This window comes from Ideonella sp. P3_A4, assembly GCF_056403075.1.
Genome location: NZ_JBFUGE010000047.1, coordinates 1 through 21,603, shown reverse-complemented (window position 1 = coordinate 21,603; position 21,603 = coordinate 1). Strand labels below are relative to the sequence as shown.

Here is a 21,603-nt window from a genome sequence, read left to right as displayed (position 1 = left end):
AGATTGTTCGGCGGTGGCCTCGGCCGCTGACCACCTGATACGAAAACGGCCGCTTCACAGCGGCCGTTTTCGTTTGGGATGCCCGGCGATCGGGCTTTTTCAATCGACGGCACCCTTGTGCCGCCTCGTTGTTGCGTCAAGCGCCGGGGGCGCTCACTCTGCCGAGTAGCCGAACAAAGAGAAGTCGCGTGCGAACCGGTCTTGCACCGTCGACAGCGCGAGCGACGACAGTTCGTGCGACGACTTCTTCTCGTGGCTCGAGTTGCGCACTTCGAGCGGCACGGTGACCTCGAGCTTCTCGCAGATCTGGGTGAAGTCCTGCTCGATCGACTCGACCTTGCCGACGAAATCGACAATCAACTCGCCCTGCGCATTGCAGACGCTTTGCCACTGTGGTTGCGCGCCGGCATCGGCCCAGGTCAGCGGGTGCAGCGCGAAGTCGCTGAACGACTTCGATTCAAGCGCCGCCGCCACCGCCTTGTAGCGAAACGGCGGGCGATCCGGCCACTGCCCGTTCGCGTTGAAATTGCGGCGCTCGTCGTCGGTCAGCTCTGCGTCATGCGCGAGCTTCAGTGCGTATGAGTACAGCGAATGCAGGCGATCGATCGGGTGCCGCACGAACGCGAACTTGAAGAACTTCGCGTACATCGCCTCCCCGAGGAAGCCCCGCGCTTCGAGCGCGGTGCTGTGTTTGTTCAAGCCGATCGAGCGCTTGAAAAACTCCTGGTACTTCTCGCCGCTCTTGGTGGATCCCAAGACGATGTCGTTGTGCTTCAGCGACTTGGCCAATGCGACTTCGATGCTGGTGCCGGCGCACTTGTGGATGTGAACGAAAACGTAGCGCTTGTTGAGTGAAATGATCATCGATGTTTCTTTCGCACGCATCGCGTCGCCATGCAGTCGGTATTATCTGCGACTGCACATTGGAGCCGAGACCTGTGATCGTCAACCATACCCACAAATTCATCTTCGTTCACGTCCCTAAGTCCGCGGGTACTTCGGTCACCGAGCTCTTCAGCCAGTACAGCAGTTATCGCGATCTCGAGGTCGGCGGCACGGCCTTGGGCGAAGTCTTGCAGAACGAATTCAAGAAGCGTTTCGGTCTGACCAAGCACGCCACGGCCGGCGAAATCCGCGCCATCGTGGGGCCTGAGCTGTGGAAGTCGTATTTCTCGTTCGGCATCGTGCGCAACCCGTATGCACGCGCGCAGAGCACCTTCCATTTCATGAAGCGCTGGCGCGGCAACAAGGAGATGGACCGGCTGAAGTTCATCGAGAACATGCCCGACTTCAAGAGCTTCGCCTTGTCGCCCAAGCTCAAGCGCAAGCAGTACCACCGGCTGCTGTGGTCGCAGACGCAATGGCTGTGCGATGAAGACGGCAAGCTGCTGGTCAACGAGGTGGGTCACCTGGAGTCGCTCGACGACGATCTGGAGCGTGTGCAGCGCGCCATCCCGGGTCTGCCGGAGCGCCCCAAGCAGGCGCTGTCTGCACCAAAGCGGAACAAGAGCGACGCCGACGACGAAGCCCTGCTGCAGCTGCTGCGCGATGAGCCCGACGTGGAGCAAGCCTTGTATGAGGCCTACCAGGACGACTTCGAGACCTTCGGATACCCTCGGTTCAAGGCCTGAGCGGGTCACCCAAGGCGCAGTCATCGCGCCCCTCCGCACATTTGAAGGGCGTGCACGGTGCCACCGCAGGGTGGCACCACTGTTTTCAACTTTCTACAATTGGTAGCAAGCCATGCGCACCATGCTTCAACGCCTGTCAGGCAAGCCGCAAGCGGAGCCCGCCGCCAAGTTCGAATTGGCCGAGCTGCGGCGCTGGTGCGAGCAAAGCCGCCCGATCTTCATCGTCGGGCTGGCGCGCTCGGGCACCTCGATGCTGCAAGTGGCGTTCGCGCAGCACCCGACGATGTTCGACATCGCCAACTGCCGCGAGACCTTCATCTTCCTGCGGCCACGCCAGCCCTACGTCGACCCGATCCACTTCCCGACCCGGGCCTACCTGAAGGGGCGGCCCAACCTGATGGCGCTGCGCGAGTGGGTCGAGCCATACGAAGAAGAATTTGGTGAGCTTTCCGAAGCCGACTCCATCCGGGCGTTCTTCTACTTCGCCGGCAACACCGTCTACCCCGGCCGCCATCCGCTGGAAAAGACGCCAGGCCACCTGCGCAAGCTGGAGCTGATCTTCGAGATCTTTCCGCACGCCAAGATCCTGGTCTGCAGCCGCGATCCGGTCGATGTGGTGGCCTCGTACCGCAAGCGTCTGGCCAAGGCCCAGTCGGACGGCGAGCCGCCCGAGAAGACCGGTTGGCTCGACAAGGGCGTCGACGAAATGATCGGCGTCTTCGAGCGCTTCACCAAGCTCGTCAACGACGCGGTTCCTGCGCATGGCAAGGACATGTTCATGGCGCCGTACGACTGGCTGATCGATTCGCCGACGGAGTCCATCCAGACCATCTGCAAGTTCGTCGGCATGGAGTTCGTGCCGACGATGATCGCGTCGGAGGCCACTGGCAGCAAGGCCGATGGCAAGTCGGAAAAGGCGCATGCCATCCAGAAGCGCGCCTCGGACGCGCACAAAGTCCTGACCGCCGAAGAGATCGAGAGAATTCAGAAGGCCTGCGCGCCCTGGCTCGATCAATGGAGCAATCCGGGCGTGCTCGGCTGATTGCGAGGCGGGCGGGCGCTCCGGCAGCCCGCAGAAAGAACAACGGCCGCTGATGCGGCCGTGTCTGTTTGGGGGCTCCGACGGCTTACTCGTCGTCGTCCTCGTCGTCCATCGGCTGGGCCTTGGCGGCCTTGACTGGCTTGGGCGATTTGGTCGCCTTCGGATTCGCCGCCTTGGCGGTCTTGGCCTGGGCCGGGTTCATCTTGGCTTCGGCGCGTGCTGAATTGGCCTTCTTGGCGCCATTGCCATCGCCCGCGCCCTTGGCGGCCTTCTTGGCCTGGCGCTGCTCGCGGGCCAGGCGCTTTTGTTCCTTCTCGGCCTTGCTGAGCTTCGCGCCTTCGGCGCGTGGCGGCTTGTCTGCCTTGTCCGCCTTGTTTTTGCCGGGCTTGCGGCCGAAGGTCTCGGGGTCGGGCACTGTAGGCGGCGCGGTGTAGCCGAACAGCTTGCTGATCAGCTCGTCGCGCTTGGCGACCATGCGCAGGCTGGGCACGTCGTAAAAACGCTGGATGGCCTTGGCAGCGACTCCGCCGCGGTCCTTCAGCGCATCGACCTCGGCCCGTTGCTCAGTGGTCAGCGGGATGCCCAGCGTCGTCAGCACCTGCAGCAGGTCGGTGCCGATCGACTCGGCGCGGATGAAGTGAGGCGTGATCGCGTTGGCTGCGCCCAGAGCCTCCAGCGCTTCGAGGCTGTCGATCGATTTGTCGACGTTCTCGCCGCCGCGCACGAAGCTCGTGAACAGGTGGTAGGTCATCAAACCCGCCAACTTGTTGACAGGCGATCCGGCGTAGCCTGAGTCCACCAAACGGCGGATGGCGCGGTTGGTCAAGACCATCTTTAACCACTCGCGAAAGGCTTCCGGGCTTTCGGCGTCGGCGTACCAGGCCTTCTTGGCGTAGTCGGCGTTCCAACCTTCGGGGATCTCACGCGCGCTCGACCGAGCGCCTTCTTTCAGCGGGCGGTTGGCCCGACGCGCTTGCAACTGGTCCCAACGCTCCTGATCGGTCAGGCGTTTGTGGATGTCGCCCTTGCCGGCGCAGCCCAGCTGCCACTGTGTCAGGTACCAGGTCAGAGGGTTGCACACATAGCCCACGATGGGCTTGCCCGTTGCCACCAACTCGTCGGCATAGCCAGCGTGCTTGCCGCTGGTTTCTCCGCCCACGAAATCCCCTAGAAGTTTCTTCAAACGGGCGGAGCCGGATTTGTGAAGTTCAACGAGAATCAGTTTGTCGGAAGTAAGCATGGTGTGCGCTGGTTTCCTCGGCCTGGCTCAGAGAAGTATAGGGGGCCAGACGTGGCGCCAGACCTGCTCCGGCAGAGAAACTGGGGGGTTGCTGTGGCTGTCTACTCGTCTCGTTTCAAGTACATCTTCTTTGCCAATCCGCAGACGGCAAGCAAGGCCATCGCGAAGACGTTGCAGCGTTCGCTGGACGGCCATGCGATGCCCGATTGGGACCTGCGCCGCGAGGGTGATCTGCAGATCAAGAAGCACCACGCCACCTGGCAAGACCTGCAAGACGCCGGCTTGATGACGCGGGAACAGCTGGACGGCCTGTTCAAGTTCACCAGCGTGCGCAACCCTTACGACCTGCTGGTCAGCCGCTACCTCAAGCGCAAGGGGCGTTTCGTCAACGAGCCCAAGAAGTACCGTTGGGCACAAGAGAACCCGAAGATCAAGGCCAGCATGGACGCGGCACAGGATCAACCCTTCGCCGAATGGATCGGGGGCCAGCTGCACCGCCATCAGGAGAAGGGCAGCACCATCAAGGGCCCGCTCGAGTACCTGAACCATGCGGACTACGTGATCCGCTTCGAGGCCCTGCAAGACGGCTTCGACGAAGTGCTCAAACGCCTGGGGGTCAACGACCCGATCCCCATCGTCTCCGAGAACGTCACCAGCGAACGCAAGGAAGGCGCCAAGAAGCGCCACTACACCGAGTTCTACGACGACGCCAGCCGCGAGCTGGTGGGTCAGGTGTACGCGCCGATCATCGAACGCTTCGGCTACAAATTCGGCTGAGTTGCCGGTGCGCCGTTCGCATTGGCGAATGGCGGAACGGCCCAAGCAGCGCCCAGCGAAAAGGGCGCCCGTGGGCGCCCTTGATTCAGTGCCTGCGAACCCGTCGGCTCACTCGGCGTCGGCTTCGGCCTTCTTCTTGCCTGCCTTCTTCGGTGTGCGTTTGATCGGCGCATCGAAGAACTCGATGGCACGCTTCCACAGCGGCAGCGACAGCTCGACCGGCTCCGGACCGTGGCCGGCTTCGGCGGAGTTGTACATCAGCGTCATCACATGGCCGTCCGGCGACACGCCGCCTTCGGGATCGATGTCCCAGCGGCGCCACAGCCCGGGGAAATGGCGATTGATGGTCGTCACGTCCTTGACGTTCTGACCCACCACGAGGCGGATGTCCTGACCGCCGGTATGGGCGTCCTTCAGCGCGGTCAACGCGTTGAAGCGCCACGGTGTGGACTGCATCATCTCTTCGTAGTCGTCCATCGTCTTGCCGATGGCGCGCATGCCGGCGGCGATGACGCCTTCGCGGTACTTGTCCGGCCGCAGGAACGGGCAGACGGCCACGATGCCGGTCTTGCTGGTGCGGCGGCTGCCGACCAGGATAGCCGAGGTGCCGCCGGCTGACGAGCCGTACATGATCACGTTGTCGACCGGCAGACCCAGCTTGGCGCAGAACACGTCGATCAACGCGTTGAGCTCAGGCACCAGATCGTCTTCCAGCGTGCCCATGTAGAAGCCGCAGCGGGGCACGTTGGAGTTCCAGTCGATCTCGGTCATCGGGTCGCTGATGGCCAGGATCGGCGCCTCGAACAGCGCCTCGTAGTTGCGGCGCGCGAACATCGGGCGCATCGCGCTGGTCGTTTCCTTGCCACCGGCGCGCGCACCTTGGAAGGTCACTACCAACTTCTGCGCCGGGCGCAGTGTGTTGATCGACACATTGACAGTGAACTTGCCCGTCTTGACGCGCATCACGGTGATGGCCTTGGCGGGGATCGTCCAATCGCCTTTCAGCTCCACCGTCGACGCGGCTTCGCGCGTGATTTCGGCGTTGTTGTCCGGCAGATAGGGAATGTCGGAACCCTCATCGGGCACAAGATTAAACATTGATCACTGCTTGTAAGGTTGCGGGGTGGGAGCGCCTTACCTCAGCTCTACGGCCTTCGGTTCCGGCACAGCGCGAGTGCCATGAAAGTAGCACTTTGATACTAGCACAGCGTGTCTACGCAAGAACAATGCCGCGACCCTCCGATCGTGTGTTGATTCGCACTTCGGCAAGGGCCAGTCAGCTCTCACGTCTCGACTATCATCGCAGCGCCTTCGCACGGTCCCAATGGCCGGGCGTGGTGCTGCTTATCGTTGTTGATTTTCCTAGGACGTGCTTGCATGCTGATCGCCGACAAATTGGTCTTCATTGAGTTTCGCAACACCGGCGCATCGCATGTCGAGAAGCTGCTGTTGAAAATCGTCGGTGGCGAGGTCGACAACAAGCACAAGGCGCCGCCTGAAGGCGTGCTGGCCAGCGGCCGGCCTGTGTTCGGCTCGGTACGTGATCCCTGGGGTTGGTATCTGTCGCTGTGGACTGCCGGTTGTGCACAGCAAGGTGACCTGTACCAGCGGCTGACCAGCGACAAGGCCTGGGTCAAGGTGACCGAGAAGTTGGAGGCCAACGCGAAGGCCCGTACCGAGCAGGCGCCGGCCGACCAGGTCAAGCGTGTGGTGTTGCCCGAAGACCTGAGTGCTGAGCGCGCCAAGAGCTTCTGGTATGCCGACCCCGAGAACGTCGAAGCGTTTCGCGAGTGGCTGCGCGTGGCCTGCTCATTGCAGACGCGCCGCACGGTGGATCCGAACATGGCCAAGTCGCCGATCGGCAAGATCGCGGGCATGATGACCTACCGCTACTTCAACCTGTATGTGCGCGGCACGGCGCAGATGCCGGTCACGGTGGGCACCCAGGAAGGCCTGCGCGCTTTCGAGGCCCAGAACAGTATCGTGCAGCATGTGATCCGGCAGGACAGCCTGACGGAGGATCTGGTCACGGCACTGGAGCGCGCGGGCATTGCCCTCAGCGATGAACAGCGCAAGATGATCTATGACACCAAGGCCAGCGRCCGGCCCGCCCGCACCGAGCGCTTCTACGATGAAGCGTCGGTGGACCTGGTCGCCCGACGAGAGAAATTCTTCCTTGAACGCTTCGGTTATCAGCGCCCCCACGTTTGAAGCAGCGGCGTCGGGCCGGGGCGGCCGGGCGTTCGTAGAATCGTTGGCAACCGCCGCCTCCTGCGGCGCAGCTTGCCCCAGCATGGGCTCCGCCCCCGGGAGCCTGGGAGCCGAACCCGCATGACGCCCCGAGACAAGACGCTGCCCTGCGGGGCCCGATGGCTGATGCTACCGGTCGCGGTTGGCGTGGCAGTCTGCATGACCGGTTGCGGTGAGCGCAAAACCGAGGCCACGCAGGTGGCGGCTCGCGTCAACCAGAGCGACATCACGGTCCACCAGGTCAACTTCGTGTTGCAGCAAGACCGCAGCGTGCGGCCCGACCAGCTCGATGTGGCCAGCAAACGTGTGCTCGAAACCCTGATCGACCAGGAACTGGCGGTGCAGAAGTCGGTCGAACTCAAGCTCGACCGCGACCCGCAGGTGGTGCAGGCGCTGGAGGCCGCGCGGCGAGAGGTGCTGGCGCGTGCTTACAAGGAGCGCGTGACCCAGGGGGTGACCCGTGCCGGCTCGGACGAGGCGCGCAACTTCTACGACGCGACGCCTGCGCTGTTCAAGGAACGTCGCGTCTATTCGCTGCAGGAATTGGTGATCGATGCACCGCCGGCCAAGCAGGCCTGGGTCAACGAGCGGCTGGCCAAGGCCAAGACCGCCGACGAGTTCGCCGAGGCGCTGAAGGCCGAAGGTTTGCGCTACACCGGCAGCCACTCGGTGAAGCCGGCCGAGCAGTTGCCGATGGGGTTGGTCGATCGTTTCTCCAAGATGAAGGACGGTGAGTCGGCCGTGCTGTCCGAAGCGCCGAGCCTGCGCGTTGTGTTCATTGCCGCCTCGCGCATCGAGCCGGTCAGCTTCGAGCGCGCCGCACCGGCGATCGAGCAGTACCTCGCCACCTTGGCCAAGCGCCGGGCGATCGACGACAACCTGAAGGCCTTGCGCACCGCGGCCCAGATCAGCTACCAGGGCAAGTTCGTCGGGGGCCCGGGCGCTGCCGGTACGCCGTCGACCGCGGCCTCGGCCGCCAACCTGCCAGCGATGGCGCCGGCGCCGGTGCAGTTGACGATGCCCGAAGGCTCGCCCGATCCGGTGCAGATGAAAGTGCCCGACGCTGCGCCGCAACCGGCGTCTGCTGGCAGCGGCATGGATCCGAACATTGCAAAGAAAGGGATGGGACTGAAATGAATGATCGCGTGTCAGTCGGCCACAGGTCGAGATCGGTGGCTGCCGTGTTGACGGCTTGCTCCGTGGGCTTGGTGTTGGCCAGCATTGCCATGGCCCCGCTGGCGGCCACCGCCCAGCCCGCTGCCGAGTCGAAGACCGAGCAGGACCAGTACCGCATCGGCGCCGGTGACACCGTGCGCATCACCGTCTACCAAAGTCCCGACCTGTCGCTCGAGACCCGCCTGACCGAGACTGGCGTCATCAGCTACCCTTTGATCGGCGCCATCCGCCTCGGCGGCCTGACCATCAACGAGGCCGAGGCCGCGCTGGCCAGCGCGTTGAAGAAGGGTGACTTCGTCAAGAACCCGCAAATCACCGTGATGGTGACCCAGGTGCGCGCCAACCAGGTCAACGTGCTGGGCCAGGTCGGCAGGCCGGGCCGGATCCCGCTCGATGTGGCCGGCATGCGGCTGACCGATGTCATCGCGCTGGCGGGTGGCGTGGCCACCAGCGCCGGCTCCGACACCGTGGTGGTCACCGGCCTGCGCAACGGGCAACCTTTCCGCCGCGAGGTGGACTTGCCGCGCGTTTTCGCGCCCAATGGCCGCAACGAAGACATCGTGATCCAGCCAGGCGATGCGATCTGGGTCGACCGCTACCCGGTGATCTACCTGTACGGCGAAGTCCAACGGCCCGGTCAGCTGCGGCTGGAGCGCGGCATGACGGTGATGCAGGCGCTGGCCAGCGCCGGCGGCTTGACGCAGCGCGGCACGCAGCGAGGCTTGCGGGTCAGCCGGCGCGGGGCCAACGGCCAGGTGCAGTCGCTTGAACTCACGCTCGACGATGCGCTCCAAACCGGCGACGTGGTTTTCGTTCGCGAAAGCCTGTTCTGAGCCGAACCCGAGCCTGATGCAATGAACCTTGCCAACCTGATCGCCGTCTTGCGTGCCCGCTGGCTGCCGGCGGTGTTGGCCTTCGTGCTGGTGCTGGGGGCCGCAGTGGCCTACACCGTGCTGGCGCCGAAGATGTACACCGCCACCGCCACGCTGGTGATCGACATCAAGCCGGATCCGGTGGCCGCCATGCTGTATGGCGGCGCCGCGTCGCCGGCGATGATGAACACCCAAGTCGAGGTGCTGCGCAGCGACCGCGTCGCCTTGCGCGTCGTGCGCAACCTCAAACTGACCGAGGTGCCCGAGATCCGCAAGCTGTGGGAAAAGGTCAGCAAGGGCGACGGCACGATCGAAGACTGGCTGGTCGACTTCATGCTGCGCAACCTCGATGTGCAGGTGGCCCGCGCCGGCAGCAACGTGGTCAACGTCGCCTACCGGGGCACCGAGCCGCAGTTCGTCGCGACGCTGGCCAACGCCTTTGTCCAGGCCTACCTCGAGACAGCGGTCGAGTTGCGTGTCGACCCGGCGCGCGAGTACAGCGGTTTCTTCAGCAAACAGGTCGACGAGGCCCGCACGGCGCTCGAAAGCGCGCAACAGCACCTGTCCAAGTTCCAGCAGGCGCAAGGCATCATCGCGACCGACGAGCGCTTCGACGTCGAGATGAACCGGCTCAACATGCTGAGCCAGCAGTTGGTGTCGATGCAGGGCGTGTCCGGCGAATCGTCGAGCCGGGCCCTGGCGGCCAACGACAACCTCAGCGAGGTGCTGAACAGCCCGGTGCTGGCGCCGCTGAAGGCCGACGTTGGCCGGGCCGAGGCCAGGTTGCGTGAGCTGAGCTCCCGCTATGGCGACCAGCACCCGCAGGTGGTCGAGGCGCGTTCCACGCTGAACGACCTGAAAGCGCGGCTGGCCGCCGAGACCCGCAACGTCACCGGCAGCGTGTCGGTCAGCGCGCGCATCGACCGCGCCCGCGAGGGCCAAGTCCGCGCCAGCCTGGAAGAACAACGGGCCAAAGTGCTGCGCATGAAGGAAGTGCGCGACCAGAGCTCGGTGCTGGCGCGCGACGTCGAGAACGCCCAGCGCTCGTACGATCTGCTGCTGAACCGCTATAACCAGAGCAACCTGGAAAGCCAGAACCGGCAGAGCAATGCCTCGATGCTGGCGCGCGCCACGCCGCCGGGGGCGCCGTCGTCGCCCAAGGTGGCGGCCAACCTGCTGATCGGTGTCTTCTTCGGCATCGCCGTTGGCCTGGGCGTGGCCTTCGCGCTCGAGCAGCTCGACAAGCGCATCCGCGTGCCATCGGACGCCGTGGCCGCGCTCGGCCTGCCGGTGATCGGCATCATGCCGACGCCGGCCATCGGCCGCCGCATGCGCGTGCAGCTGGCCCAGGCGCAAGACCGCATGATCTCGGGCCGGCGATTGCCAGCGCCGGGCAAGGGAACATGATGAACCCCAAGGGCGGGCCCGGCGAGGAGCCGGACCTCGAGTCGGTTCAGGCGCTGGAGCAGAACGATCAGAAGGTTCGCGCCATCGGCGAGCTGATTCGCGATGCACGCAACCTGAGCGCTGAAGACGTCGAGCGCATCAGCAAGTACCAACGCGAGCACAAGCTGCGCTTCGGCGAGGCTGCCATCGCGCTGGGGCTGGCCAACGCCGAAGACGTGCTGTTTGCGCTGTCGCAGCAGTTTCAGTACGCCTATGGCGACGAAGACCGTCGTCGGGCCAACCCTGAGCTGGTCGCGCTGACCCAGCCCTTCGGCCACCAGGCCGAGGCGTTTCGCGCGATCCGCAGCCAGATCCTGATGCGCACGCATTCGGAGGACGAGACCCAGCGCCGGGCGCTGGCCGTCGTCAGCCCCGACACCGGTGACGGCAAGACCTACTTCTGCGCCAACCTGGCGGTGGCGCTGGCCCAGCTGGGTGCCAAGGTGCTGGTGGTCGACGCCGACATGCGTGGCGCCCGCATGCACCAGATCTTCGGCATCGACAACTCGCGCGGGCTGTCGAACCTGCTGGCCGGCCGCGGCGGCAAGAACGTGGTCAAGGCGGTGGCCGATGTGCCGAACCTGTGGGTCATCCCGGTCGGCGTGCAACCGCCCAACCCGCTGGAGCTGGTCGAAGGGCCGGCGTTCGGCCTGCTGCTGCGTGAGCTGACCTCCAAGTTCGACCATGTGCTGATCGACACGCCGGCCGCCGTCTTCGGCACCGACGGGGTGGTCATTGCCGCCCGCTGCGGTGCGGCGCTGGTGGTCGCGCGGCGCAACGCCAGCAAGGTGGCCAAGCTGCAGGACATGGTGGTCTCGCTGCAGGCCGGCCAATCACGCCTGGCCGGCGTGGTGATGAACGAGTTCTGAACCGAACCCGAGGCGCCATTTGTTGAAGCCCGCTGCCAACCCGGGCTCCTCCATGACAGCGGACCCGAGCGCACGCAGCGGGCTGCACTGGGCGCTGGTGCTGGCGGGCTTCGCGGCGCTGTATGCGCCGACGCTGCGCGACCTCGCGACGGTGATCTGGTCGACCGACGAGCAGGGCCACGGTCCGGTCGTGCTGGTGCTGTGCCTCTGGCTGTTCTGGCGTCAGCGCGAATCGTTGGCCTGGCCGTCGGGTACCGACCCCACCCGCGCGGGCTGGGGCTGGTCGCTGCTGGCGCTGGCGCTGCTGATGCATGTCTTCGGCCGCTCCCAGCGCATCCTCAGCGCGCAGGCCTTGTCGGCCTTGCCCGCGCTGGCGGGGATGCTGCTGCTGCTGCGGGGGCCGAGGCCATTGAAGGCGATGTGGTTCCCGCTCTTCTTCATGCTCTTCCTGGTGCCATTGCCGGCCGCATTGGTCGAGACCGTGACCCAGCCGATGAAACTGGCGGTGTCGACGGTGGCGGCCAACTTGCTGTATGGCGTGGGCTATCCGGTGGCGCGCAGCGGCGTGATCCTGCAGGTCGGGCCCTACCAGTTGCTGGTGGCGGACGCCTGCGCCGGGCTGTACACGCTGTTCACGCTCGAGGCGATGGGCTTGCTGTACCTGAACGTGGTCCGCTCGGCTTCGCTGTGGCGCAACCTGGCGCTGGCGCTGTTGATCGTGCCGATTTCGTTCGCGGCCAATGTGATCCGCGTGATCGCGCTGGCGCTGATCACCTACCACCTGGGTGATGCGGCCGGCCAAGGCTTTCTGCACGGCCTGGCCGGCATCGTGCTGTTCCTGTCGGYACTGCTGCTGATCGTCGCCTGCGATTCGGTGCTGCGCTGGCTGCACCGGCCCAAAGCCTAGCCATGTCGCACGACGCCCCACCGCCGCTGACCCGCCGCGCCGTGCTGGCGGCGGTGCTGATGGCCGGGGCATCCGCGCTGGGCACGGTGATGATCCCGACCCGGCGCATGGCCGACCGGCGCGGGTCGTTCAAACTGGCCGATGCCGTGCCGGCCAGCTTCAACGGTTGGACCGTCGACAACCGGGCCCGTGGCATGGTCGTCAACCCGCAGACCGAGGCGCTGCTGCGGCGCCTGTACACCGAGACGCTGGAGCGGACCTATGTTCGCGGGCCGGGCGAACGCATCATGCTGTCGATCGCCTATGGCGCCGATCAGTCCGATGTCAGCCTGCAGATGCACTACCCCGAGGTCTGCTATCCGGCGCAGGGCTTCCAGCTGAATAACCGGCGTGAGGACCAACTCGACCTGCCGATGGGGCGCCTGCCGGTGCGGCGGCTGGAGACCGTGTTCTCGACAGTCCGCCACGAGCCGGTCACCTATTGGACGGTGATCGGCGACGAATTGACGATGGGCAGCCTGGACAAGCGCCTGGCCGAGATCCGCCACGGCCTGCAAGGCGAGATTGTCGACGGCATGCTGGTCCGCGTGTCGTCGATCAACACCAACACCGCCGACGCTTTTGCGCTGCAGGACCAGTTCATCCGCGACCTGCTGACCAGCCTGCCGTCGGCCGACCGCCGACGGCTGGCTGCGCTGCCCTGATCGATCCATCGAACTCGGGGTTTCCCGACGTGTCGATCGTTACCTCGGTTGGGGCTAACCCCGAATTTGCAGCATTCGCTTACCAATTGAACGGGGGCTGTCACGCCTAACGGCTTTCCTCCCATGCATCATCCGCCGCTGAGTCGGCCCCCCTAGGTTGGGGAGGCACCAATATCAAATTGATGACGGAGTTGGCAGTTTGTTCGAGGGCGTGGAGGAGGGAATACGCTGGCAGCGGCCAGACGGCATGCGGCGCATGAGCGCCCGGGGCCGTCGGTCGAGCGTCGCCAGCCTGTTGTGCCTCGGTGCTGCCGGTGCGGTGGCGGCCGGTGGTGCCAGCTCACCCGCGCGTCCCTTCCGCTCCGGCGTCGGCCTGAACCTCGCGACCTGGGACTACTTCAGCCCTGACTTTCCGCTGGTCGACCAGTTCAAGCGCAGCTCCGGCTGGCTGACCCAGTGTGAGCCCTCGCAAGACAAGACCTGCCGTGACTTCGGCAAGGACGCCAGCGCCTGGGACACCGGCGAACAGGCCAAGCTCGAGCTGGACGAACAGGGCTGGCCGCGCCGCCTGCCGAACGCCGACGACGCCCAGACCCGGTTCCGCTCGGTGGCCGTGCTGCTGTTCAACGACAACGGTCGTTCCCACCCCGCGGGCAAGTATGTAGTCACTTATGAAGGCAAGGGCGTGCTGGTGCACGACCTGATCGGCCGCAAGATCGAGCGTGAATCGCACCACGGCCGCGATGTGGTGCAGGTCGACAACCGGGCCGACGGCGGCTGGCGCATCTCGATCAAGGCGACCGACCCGAAAGATCCGCTGCGCAACATCCGCGTCTTCCCGCCCGGCGGCGCTTGCCAGCGCGACCTCGGCCACTATGCCGAGGCGGCAGACGGTTGCGACGCCAAGAGCCAGGGCACCTTCGTCCCTTTTGAGCACTTCCCGGCTGACCAGCGCTGGCACCCCCGCTTCGTGCAGGACCTGCGCGGCTTCCGCGTGCTGCGTTTCATGGACTGGGGCAAGACCAACAGTTCGCCGTTGGCCAACTGGGCCGATCGCCCGCGTCTGGCCTCGGCCACCTGGGCTTCGGCGGGCGGCGTGCCTGTCGAGGCGATGCTGGACCTGGCTCGCGTGGCTGGCGCCGACCCCTGGCTGAACCTGCCGATGCAGGCCAGCGACGACTACGTACGCGGCTTCGCCAAACTGCTGAAGGCCCAGCTCGCACCGGGCCAGACCGCGATCGTTGAATACGCCAACGAGCCGTGGAACCAGGTCTTCCCGGTGGCCGGTTGGATGCTGCAGCGCGCCCGCGCCCAATGGCCAAAGGCCAAGGCCGACAGCGAAGCCGCGCTGGCCGTGAACTGGTATGCGTGGCGCTCGGCCCAGATCTGCCAGGCCATCAAGGCCGAATGGGCCGGCCAGGCCGCGCCGGTGCGCTGCGTGCTGAATGCCCAGGCGGCCAACCCCGAACTGACCCGCCAGACCCTGGCCTGCCCGCAAGCCGCACCCATGTTGGGCGCGCCCTGCGCCAAGCGGGTCGACGCGCTGGCAATTGCCCCGTATTTCGGCGGCTACCTCGGCACCGCCGAGCTGAAGCCGCTGGTGGCCGGCTGGCCGCGCGAGGCCGACGGCCTGAACCGTGTGTTCCAGGAACTGGTGGCTGAAGACGGCCAGGGCCATGCTGCCAAGACGCCGCTGCAAGGCCGCCATGCGCAAGCGCCGGATGGCGGCGCGCTGACCCAGTCGCGCGGCTGGATGCGCAGCGCCAAGGGCCAGGCTGACGCCTACGGCCTGCCGCTGTGGGCTTACGAAGGTGRCCAGCACCTGACGCCACCTGCCGGCAGCGAAGACGACCAGGCCTGGCTCGATCTGATAGCAGCTGCTAACCGGGACGCCCGCATGGGCCGGGCCTACCAGCGCCATCTGGCCGACTGGCAGGCCGCAGGCGGCCAGCTGTTCGTCTGGTTCAACCATGCCTCCCGGCCCTCGAAATGGGGCGCCTGGGGCTTGAAAGAAACCCAGTTCTCCGACGCTTTCCCCAAGTGGCAGGCGGTCAAGGCGGCTCGTGACAACCAGCTTTGCTGGTGGGCGGGGTGCCTGCAATGACGGCCGGTCTGGGTCAGTTTTTGGTCTCCGGTGGCGGGTCAAAAGCCCGTCACAACTTGTACGCGGGCTGCAGTTTGAGCCCATCTGAGTCGTCCTTATCAGCCGACTTGAATGCTTGATCTGTGGAAAAGAACATGAAAAACACCCGAGTTGCCTTTGGTTTCAGAACCATAGGTTTTCTTGCGGATGGCGGCTTAGCGAGGCCCCCTGCCGGTCGAATCACAACGCGTCGCTCATGAAGATGTTCGGTGTAGCGATAAGACCCCTACCCAACGCCTGCATGGCCCACCGTTCACAAAAGGTCCAATCGATGAAATTCAACCTGCTCTCCCGCCCCGCCTCGCTGGCCGCTGCCACGGTGTTGGCGCTGACCGCTTCGGTTTCCGTCCAGGCCGCTGGCACCCCGTCGAACCACGGCGTGGGCGTCAACCTGAACGGTTTCGATTACTTCTCGCCGGACGTGGCGACGATCGACCAGTTCAAGCGTGCCGGTGGCTGGTTCACCCAGTGCACCTACCCGCGTGACGCCAGCTGCAAGAACTTCGCGAACGGCCAGAGCGGCTGGGACACGCTGGAACAGTCGAAGATGGTCGTGGACGAGAACGGCTGGCCGAAGAGCCTGCCGGCCGCCGGCGACACCAACGTCAAGTACCGCTCTGTGTCGGTCCTGATGTTCCAAGACGACGCCCGCATCCACGCCGCCGGCAAGTACACCGTGGTGTATGACGGCGAAGGCACGATCGAATACGCGATGGCTGGCTCGAAGGTGGCCGCCGAGTCGACCGCCGGCCGCGACATCGTCAACGTCACGAACAGTGGCAGCGAAGGCATGCTGCTGACGATCCGTGCGACGAACCCGAACAACTACATCCGCAACATCCGCGTGCTGCCCCCGGGCGGTGTCTGCTCGAACGACAAGTCTGTCTTCGCGCTGACCTCGGCTGATTGCACGGCCAAGGGCCTGGGCACGCTGGTCACCTTCGAGAACCTCGACGGCCGCATCTGGCACCCGAACTACGTCAATGACCTGAAGGGCTTCCGCACCCTGCGTTTCCTGGACTGGAACCGTACCAACACCTCGCCGCTGGCGAACTGGGAAGACCGTCCGCGTTGGAACGACGCGCTGTGGACCGGCTCCGCCGGTGTGCCGGTGAACGCGATGGTGTCGCTGGCCAACGAAGTGGGTGCCGATCCCTGGATCAACCTGCCGACCCACGCCACCGACGACTACGCGTTGAAGTTCGCTCGCCAGCTCAAGCAAGTGCTGGCCCCGAAGCTGAACCTGATCGTCGAGTACAGCAACGAGCCCTGGAACTACGGTTTCAGCCAGTCGCTGTGGATGCGTGACCAAGCCGCTGCGACCTGGCCCGACCAGATCGCCAAGGGCGTCAGCGTCTATGACCTGCAGCCCAGCTGGTACGGCATGCGCTCGGCTCAGCTGTGCAAGATCATCAAGACCGAATTCGGTGCCGATGCCAACCGCGTCAAGTGCGTGTTCAACGGCCAGGCTTCGAATTCCTGGGTGAGCAAGATGCAGATGGACTGCCCGTACGCGGTCTCGAAGATCGGCCAGGCTTGCTACAAGGGCATGGACGCGATGTCGGTGGCGCCTTACTTCGGTGGCTACATCGGTGACATGTCGGTGCGCAGCACGGTCAAGACCTGGTACAGCGAGCCGGATGGCGGCCTGAACAAGCTGTTCCAGGAAATCCTGGGCCAAGATGTCAACGGCAACAAGGTCACCCCGCCGCTGTATGGCAAGACCCGCGAAGCCTACATTGACGGTGCTGTCGCCCAAGTCAAGACCTGGATGACCGCCAACAAGAACGAAGCCACCGCCCGCGGCCTGCCGCTGATGGCTTACGAAGGTGGTCAGCATCTGATCATGGCCCCCGGCGACACCGACCAGCAATGGCTGAACCTGATGACCGCCGCCAACCGCGACCCCCGCATGGCGACCGCTTACACCCGCACGCTGGCCGACTGGCAAGCGGTTGGTGGCCAGGCCTACACGCTGTTCAACCACGTGTACAAGCCCAGCAAGTACGGCGTCTGGGGCCTGAAGGAAACGCAGAACCAGACCAGCAACGTCAAGTGGCAAGCCGTCCTGCCGTACCGCGACACCAAGCAATGCTGGTGGACTGGTTGCACCCGCTAAGCTGACCTGAAGCTCTGATCCCTCAAGCCGCCGGCGCTGAAAAGCCCGGCGGCTTTTTACTTGCCTCGAGCCGACGGTGGCGCCAGCTCCGGCGGCCTTCTTCTTGCATACCTTCCGGGGCTTGCTCCCGCGGCGCATATCGACTGCGTCGTGGCAGCGGGCCCCGAGGCTTTATGCTGCGGGCCCAACGTCCTTGTTGGCCATGACCGTTGCCCGCCTTCTGACCTTGAACCCGACCGAGCCCTCCGCCGGCTTGCTCGTGATCCTGATTGCGCCCAATGTCTCCGAGCAGATGGGCGGCGAAGCCATGAAGGCGCTGCAGATCCTGCGCGAGCTGCGCCGCGTGCTGCCCAACACGCTGCAGATCACCCACGACCGCAACCGTGCCGAGGTCACGCAGCGGCTGGGCCTGGCCGGGGTCCACTTCGTCACCGACACCTGGGTCTCGCGCACGATCTGGGGCTCGGGGGTGCTGCGTGCGCTGCTCAACCCGTGGTTTTGCTGGAAGGCTGTCCACATGGCGGAACAGCTGGCGGCCGAGCGCGCTGAGCCGGGGCAGAAGGTGGTGATCCACCAGGTCGAGCCGAACTCCCCGGTGATGCCGCGCTGGCTGTCGCGGCGGTTTCCCAATGTGCTCGGGCCGTTGAACGGCAACATCTACTACCCGGCGCTGTTTCGCCACCGCGAAAGCCTCAGTGCGTCGTTGCGGCGCCGATTGCACATGCCAACGCAATGGTTCCGCCGCTGGCAGCCGATCTTCAAGCGCCGAGCCGAGATGATCCTGGTGGCGGGTGGTGAACGCACCCGCCAGTCACTGCTGGCGGCCGGCATCGACCCGGCGACACTGGTCGACACGGTCGACTGCGGCGTGCCGCAAGCCTTGCTGGAACGTCCGCGCCTGACGCACCGGGGCACCAACCTGCGCTTCGTGCACTTCGGCCGGCTGGTGTTTCACAAAGGCACTTCGCTGGCGCTGCGCAGCCTGGTGCAGACCCGGCTGCCGATCGAGCTGGATGTGGTGGGTCGGGGGCCCGAGCTGGCCGCCTGCCGGGCCCTGGTCGAAGAGCTCGGCTTGCAGCAGCGGGTGCGTTTTCTCGACTGGTACGAGCGGCACGAAGACCTGATCGCCAGCTTCGGTGCCTACCGCGGCATGGTGCTGCCGAGCCTCGAAGATGCCAACGGCATCGTCGTGCAAGAGGCGATGGCGCTCGGCTTGCCGCCCGTCTGCCTGGACTGGGGCGGCCCGCAGCTGCTGGTGCGCGACGGCGAATCGGGCTTTCTCGTGGCGCCGGACAGCGTGCCAGCGATCACGCACGGCATCGCCAACTGCCTGGACCAGTTGGCCGAAGACCCGGCGCTGGCCGAACGCATGTCGCTCGCCGCGCGCGAGCAGGCCCGCGCTTGGTGCTGGCCCGAGGTGATGGCGCAGTGGTTGGCGCTCTACCGCAAGGTTTGAACCCGCTGGCGGAGCGCCTTGGGGTCAGCGCGTGGGCGTCGTTCCGAACCGGGTCTGCCACAGCAGCCCCAGGGTGGCGCGCCAGCGCAGCATGCCGGTGCTCAACCGCGCCAGGCTGCTGCGCCGCACCAGCTCGCGCGTGCCGACCAGCAGGGCGGCCAGGCCTTCGAACACCACGTGGGCGGCGAGGCCGCTGCGGCCATGGTGCTTGCGGAAGTACAGCAGGTTGCTCTCGATTGACAGCGCGTCGATCTGCCGGCTGGCGGTGACCTCGCCGTCCGACTTGGCGCTCTCGCCACCCAGGTGGACGACCCGCGCATCGGGGAAGTAATGCACCTGCCAGCCGGCGTTCTTGACCCGGCGGCACAGGTCGACCTCTTCGGCGTAGAGGAAGAACAGCGGGTCGAACAGGCCGACCTGGTCGATCACCGACTTGCGGATCAGGTAGTAGCAGCCCGGCACCCAGTCGCATTCCTGTGCACGTTCGGCGTCGAAGTCGGACGGGTCGATGCGCGGCGTGCCGGTGAACCAGCGCTCCAGCCCGGCCTGCAGCAGAAACGTGTTCCACGGTGTCGGAAAGCGTCGCGCGCTGGGTTGAGGACTGCCGTCGCGGTTCAGCAGCCGGGCGCCCAGCACCCCACAGCGTGGGTTCGCCTGCATGTAGTCGAGCGACCGCTGGATCGACTCCGGCGTCATGAAGGCGTCGGTGTTCAGCAGCAGCACGAACGGCGTGTGCACCCTGGGCAGCGCGGCATTGTTGGCGCGGCCGAAGCCCACGTTCTGCTCCAGCCGGATCAGCTGCACGTCCGGGTGGTGCTCGATCATGTGCTCGGCCGAACCGTCGCGCGAGGCGTTGTCGACCACCACGCAAACGCCGCCGCCGATGGCTGTTTCAGCCCGGTGCAGATCGGCCAGGCACTCGTCCAGCAGGTGGCGCGTGTTGTAGCTGACGATGATGGTGGTCAGTTGCATCAGAAGAGGAATTTCAACTCACTAGCCAGCCTGCGCCCCACCCCAGCGGGAAGATGGCGAGGGTGCCAAACTCGAATCGCCAGTCGAGCAGACCGCGATCGTGCTGGATCTTGAACATGAAAGGCACCACGGCCGCTTGCGCGAGCAAGATGCCGGCCAGCGCGCCAGTCATGCCCCACAGCGAGAAGCCCACGGGAACGGCGGTGTACAGCACCACGTTCTGCAGCACGCCGCGTTTGAACAGCTGCTTAGTCTCGCCGGTGGCGATCAGGTACTGGTCCATCACCGTGTAGCGGAAGGCAATCAGCCCGAGCGACAGCATCGCCAGCGCATGGCCCGCCGCGCTGTAGCGGCCATCGTAGATCAGGCCAATGATGCGGTCGGACGCGGCAAACAGGAAACCGGCACCGAACAGGCAGACCGCGTCGATCGGCAGGCGGCATTGTTTGTAGGCCTGGCGCAGCCGCTCGGGCTGCTCGCGCGCCACCTCGGCCAGCGCCGGCATGCCGACGAACGCGGCCAGCCGGTAGATCACCTCGCGCGTCGCGTTGACCAGCAGCGCGCCGACGGCGTAGATGCCCAGCTCGGCCGAGGTCAGCAGCCCGCCTAGCAGGATGCGGTCGCCTTCGCGGAACAGGTAGGTCAGCAGCGACGACAGCAGAATCCATTTCGAGAAATGCCAGGCCGCGCTGGCCGCGGCGCGGTCCCAGCCCAGCCGGTTCCGTGGCCCCGGCAGCGTGAGGTGGCTCAGCAGCGTGACGCTGCCCGAGAACACCACCCAGCCCAGCGGCAGCACCCAGAACTCCGGCCAGTGCATCGACAGCACGATCATCAGCGTGGTCACGCCCAGCTGCACGATGACCTCGTTGCGCACCACCTGGCCCATCGCCAGCGCACGCTGGGCCCGCGCCAGGTTGGTCGATTCGAGCCCCATCGCGATCGGCACCAGCGACAGGATCGCCACCACGCCCGGCAAGTGCGGGTCGGCATAACTGCCGCGCAGCAGGCCAGGCCACCAGCTGTGCGAGGTGTACATCACCAGCGCCGCCACGTTCATCAGCAGGCATAGCGCCAGTCCGCGGCCGATCTGCAGCGACCAGATGGTGTTGAGGAACTCGGGGTCGTCGCCGCGCGGGTTGTGGATCACGCTTTGCGAGAAGCCGAAGTCCGACATCATCACGACGGCCGAGATCACGACCGTGCCCATCGTCATCAGGCCGTACATCTCGGGTGCGAGCAGGCGCGTCAGCACGATGCTGCTGCCCAGGCGCACCGCCTGCGTCAGCGCAAAGCCGAGACCGATCCACAGGGCCGCCGATCCGGCCCGCTGGCGCAGGCTGCTGGGGGCCGGCGTGTCGGCAGGGGTGGCATCAGGCATTGGGCGGAGGTCTGGGCAAAGCCGCCTATTGTCTCCAAGAACAAGGGTCGCGACGGCGCCTGGCCTTGCCTTTTGGGGGGCGACTCCAACCAGCCATGGCGTGCCGCAGTGCCAACGGTGACACACCGCGCCGATGCGCGCGGCGGTGCGACGTGGGGACCATGAGGTACGCTTGCCCCGCCGCCTGTCGCGGCATTTCCCCGCTCCATGCTTGCTTACCTCAAGGCGCTGATCGTCATTCTGGCCGTCGCGCTGCCCGTGTTCTGGATGGCCAGCGCGGCCTGGCCGGCAACGGCCCGCCCCGAGATCCGTCGGTGGCGCTGGGCCTTCCTGCTGGTCACCGCCCTGTCTTTCGTCGCGCCCACCATCTGGATCTATGCGGTGGCGATGCCGGCTGTCGTCGCCATGTTCCTGGCGCCCGATGGTGATCGGGCCGAGCGCGCGGCCATCCTGTGGGCGCTGCTGCTGATGGCGGTCCCCAATGTCGGGGCCTACATCCCTGGCCTGGGCAGCATCAGCAATTTCTTCGAGATGACCCATTCGCGGGCGCTCAGCTTTGCACTGCTGGTGCCGGCGATGGTGATGATGCCGAAGAAAGGCCCGCGCCGCCCGGGCCTGCTG

The 21,603-nt window shown here is 65.6% G+C and carries 19 protein-coding genes; 14 read left to right on the top strand and 5 right to left on the bottom strand.

Annotation, left to right across the window (positions count from 1 at the left end; genetic code table 11):
* Positions 1–153: 153 nt before the first annotated feature.
* Positions 154–864 carry a sulfotransferase family 2 domain-containing protein gene (locus tag AC1DYI_RS07715; RefSeq protein ID WP_477203505.1) on the bottom strand — a complete coding sequence of 237 codons (711 nt, stop codon included), beginning with the start codon at positions 862–864 and terminating at the stop codon, positions 154–156.
* Between the two features lie 2 nt (positions 865–866).
* Between AC1DYI_RS07715 and AC1DYI_RS07710 the strand changes: the two genes are divergently transcribed.
* On the top strand, positions 867–1,631 hold the full coding sequence (locus AC1DYI_RS07710) for a sulfotransferase family 2 domain-containing protein (protein WP_477203504.1): 765 nt from the start codon (positions 867–869) through the stop codon (positions 1,629–1,631).
* A gap of 112 nt (positions 1,632–1,743) precedes the next feature.
* A complete protein-coding gene (locus AC1DYI_RS07705) occupies positions 1,744–2,673 on the top strand; it encodes a sulfotransferase family protein (RefSeq protein WP_477203503.1) in 930 nt (309 codons plus the stop codon).
* Positions 2,674–2,758: 85 nt separating this feature from the next.
* On the opposite strand, the gene AC1DYI_RS07700 is transcribed toward AC1DYI_RS07705, so the two are convergent.
* Entirely contained in the window at positions 2,759–3,856 is a 1,098-nt protein-coding gene (locus AC1DYI_RS07700; protein WP_477203502.1) for a hypothetical protein, read from the bottom strand.
* Between the two features lie 150 nt (positions 3,857–4,006).
* Here AC1DYI_RS07700 and AC1DYI_RS07695 point away from each other — a divergent pair, with 150 nt between their 5' ends.
* A complete protein-coding gene (locus tag AC1DYI_RS07695; RefSeq protein ID WP_477203501.1) occupies positions 4,007–4,690 on the top strand; it encodes a sulfotransferase family 2 domain-containing protein in 684 nt (227 codons plus the stop codon).
* 108 nt (positions 4,691–4,798) lie between these two features.
* Here the strand turns inward: AC1DYI_RS07695 and AC1DYI_RS07690 are convergent, their stop codons facing one another.
* Complete coding sequence (locus AC1DYI_RS07690) at positions 4,799–5,788, bottom strand: hypothetical protein (RefSeq protein WP_477203500.1); 990 nt, start codon at positions 5,786–5,788, stop codon at positions 4,799–4,801.
* 279 nt (positions 5,789–6,067) lie between these two features.
* On the opposite strand from AC1DYI_RS07690, the gene AC1DYI_RS07685 reads away from it, so the two are divergent.
* The 10 genes from AC1DYI_RS07685 to AC1DYI_RS07640 all read left to right on the top strand — a co-directional run bounded on the left by AC1DYI_RS07685 (position 6,068) and on the right by AC1DYI_RS07640 (position 18,632).
* On the top strand, positions 6,068–6,901 hold the full coding sequence (locus AC1DYI_RS07685) for a hypothetical protein (RefSeq protein WP_477203499.1): 834 nt from the start codon (positions 6,068–6,070) through the stop codon (positions 6,899–6,901).
* A 120-nt stretch (positions 6,902–7,021) separates the two neighbouring features.
* Positions 7,022–8,077, top strand: coding sequence for an EpsD family peptidyl-prolyl cis-trans isomerase (locus tag AC1DYI_RS07680; protein WP_477203498.1), 1,056 nt, complete (start codon positions 7,022–7,024; stop codon positions 8,075–8,077).
* A gap of 62 nt (positions 8,078–8,139) precedes the next feature.
* Positions 8,140–8,949, top strand: a complete 810-nt coding sequence (epsE, locus tag AC1DYI_RS07675; protein ID WP_477203497.1) for a polysaccharide export protein EpsE — start codon at positions 8,140–8,142, stop codon at positions 8,947–8,949.
* Between the two features lie 21 nt (positions 8,950–8,970).
* Entirely contained in the window at positions 8,971–10,395 is a 1,425-nt protein-coding gene (epsF, locus tag AC1DYI_RS07670) for a chain length determinant protein EpsF (protein ID WP_477203496.1), read from the top strand.
* Positions 10,395–11,303, top strand: a complete 909-nt coding sequence (locus tag AC1DYI_RS07665; protein WP_477203495.1) for a polysaccharide biosynthesis tyrosine autokinase — start codon at positions 10,395–10,397, stop codon at positions 11,301–11,303. The genes epsF and AC1DYI_RS07665 overlap by 1 nt, the downstream gene beginning before the upstream one ends.
* Positions 11,304–11,355: 52 nt before the next feature.
* The gene (gene xrtB / locus AC1DYI_RS07660; protein WP_477203494.1) at positions 11,356–12,210 is read left to right on the top strand and encodes an exosortase B; all 855 of its coding nucleotides are present in this window, start codon (positions 11,356–11,358) and stop codon (positions 12,208–12,210) included.
* 2 nt (positions 12,211–12,212) lie between these two features.
* Positions 12,213–12,914, top strand: coding sequence for an exosortase-associated protein EpsI, B-type (epsI, locus tag AC1DYI_RS07655; RefSeq protein ID WP_477203493.1), 702 nt, complete (start codon positions 12,213–12,215; stop codon positions 12,912–12,914).
* A 256-nt stretch (positions 12,915–13,170) separates the two neighbouring features.
* Complete coding sequence (locus AC1DYI_RS07650) at positions 13,171–15,018, top strand: hypothetical protein (protein WP_477203492.1); 1,848 nt, start codon at positions 13,171–13,173, stop codon at positions 15,016–15,018.
* A gap of 310 nt (positions 15,019–15,328) precedes the next feature.
* Positions 15,329–17,176: a hypothetical protein gene (locus tag AC1DYI_RS07645; protein WP_477203491.1), complete on the top strand. Its 1,848-nt coding sequence runs from the start codon at positions 15,329–15,331 to the stop codon at positions 17,174–17,176.
* Between the two features lie 202 nt (positions 17,177–17,378).
* Entirely contained in the window at positions 17,379–18,632 is a 1,254-nt protein-coding gene (locus AC1DYI_RS07640) for a glycosyltransferase family 4 protein (RefSeq protein ID WP_477203490.1), read from the top strand.
* A 24-nt stretch (positions 18,633–18,656) separates the two neighbouring features.
* Here the strand turns inward: AC1DYI_RS07640 and AC1DYI_RS07635 are convergent, their stop codons facing one another.
* Entirely contained in the window at positions 18,657–19,604 is a 948-nt protein-coding gene (locus AC1DYI_RS07635) for a glycosyltransferase family 2 protein (RefSeq protein ID WP_477203489.1), read from the bottom strand.
* 13 nt (positions 19,605–19,617) lie between these two features.
* Positions 19,618–20,982 carry an oligosaccharide flippase family protein gene (locus AC1DYI_RS07630; RefSeq protein ID WP_477203488.1) on the bottom strand — a complete coding sequence of 455 codons (1,365 nt, stop codon included), beginning with the start codon at positions 20,980–20,982 and terminating at the stop codon, positions 19,618–19,620.
* A gap of 207 nt (positions 20,983–21,189) precedes the next feature.
* Between AC1DYI_RS07630 and AC1DYI_RS07625 the strand changes: the two genes are divergently transcribed.
* On the top strand, positions 21,190–21,603 hold a 414-nt coding region (locus AC1DYI_RS07625), incomplete at its 3' end, for a hypothetical protein (protein WP_477203487.1).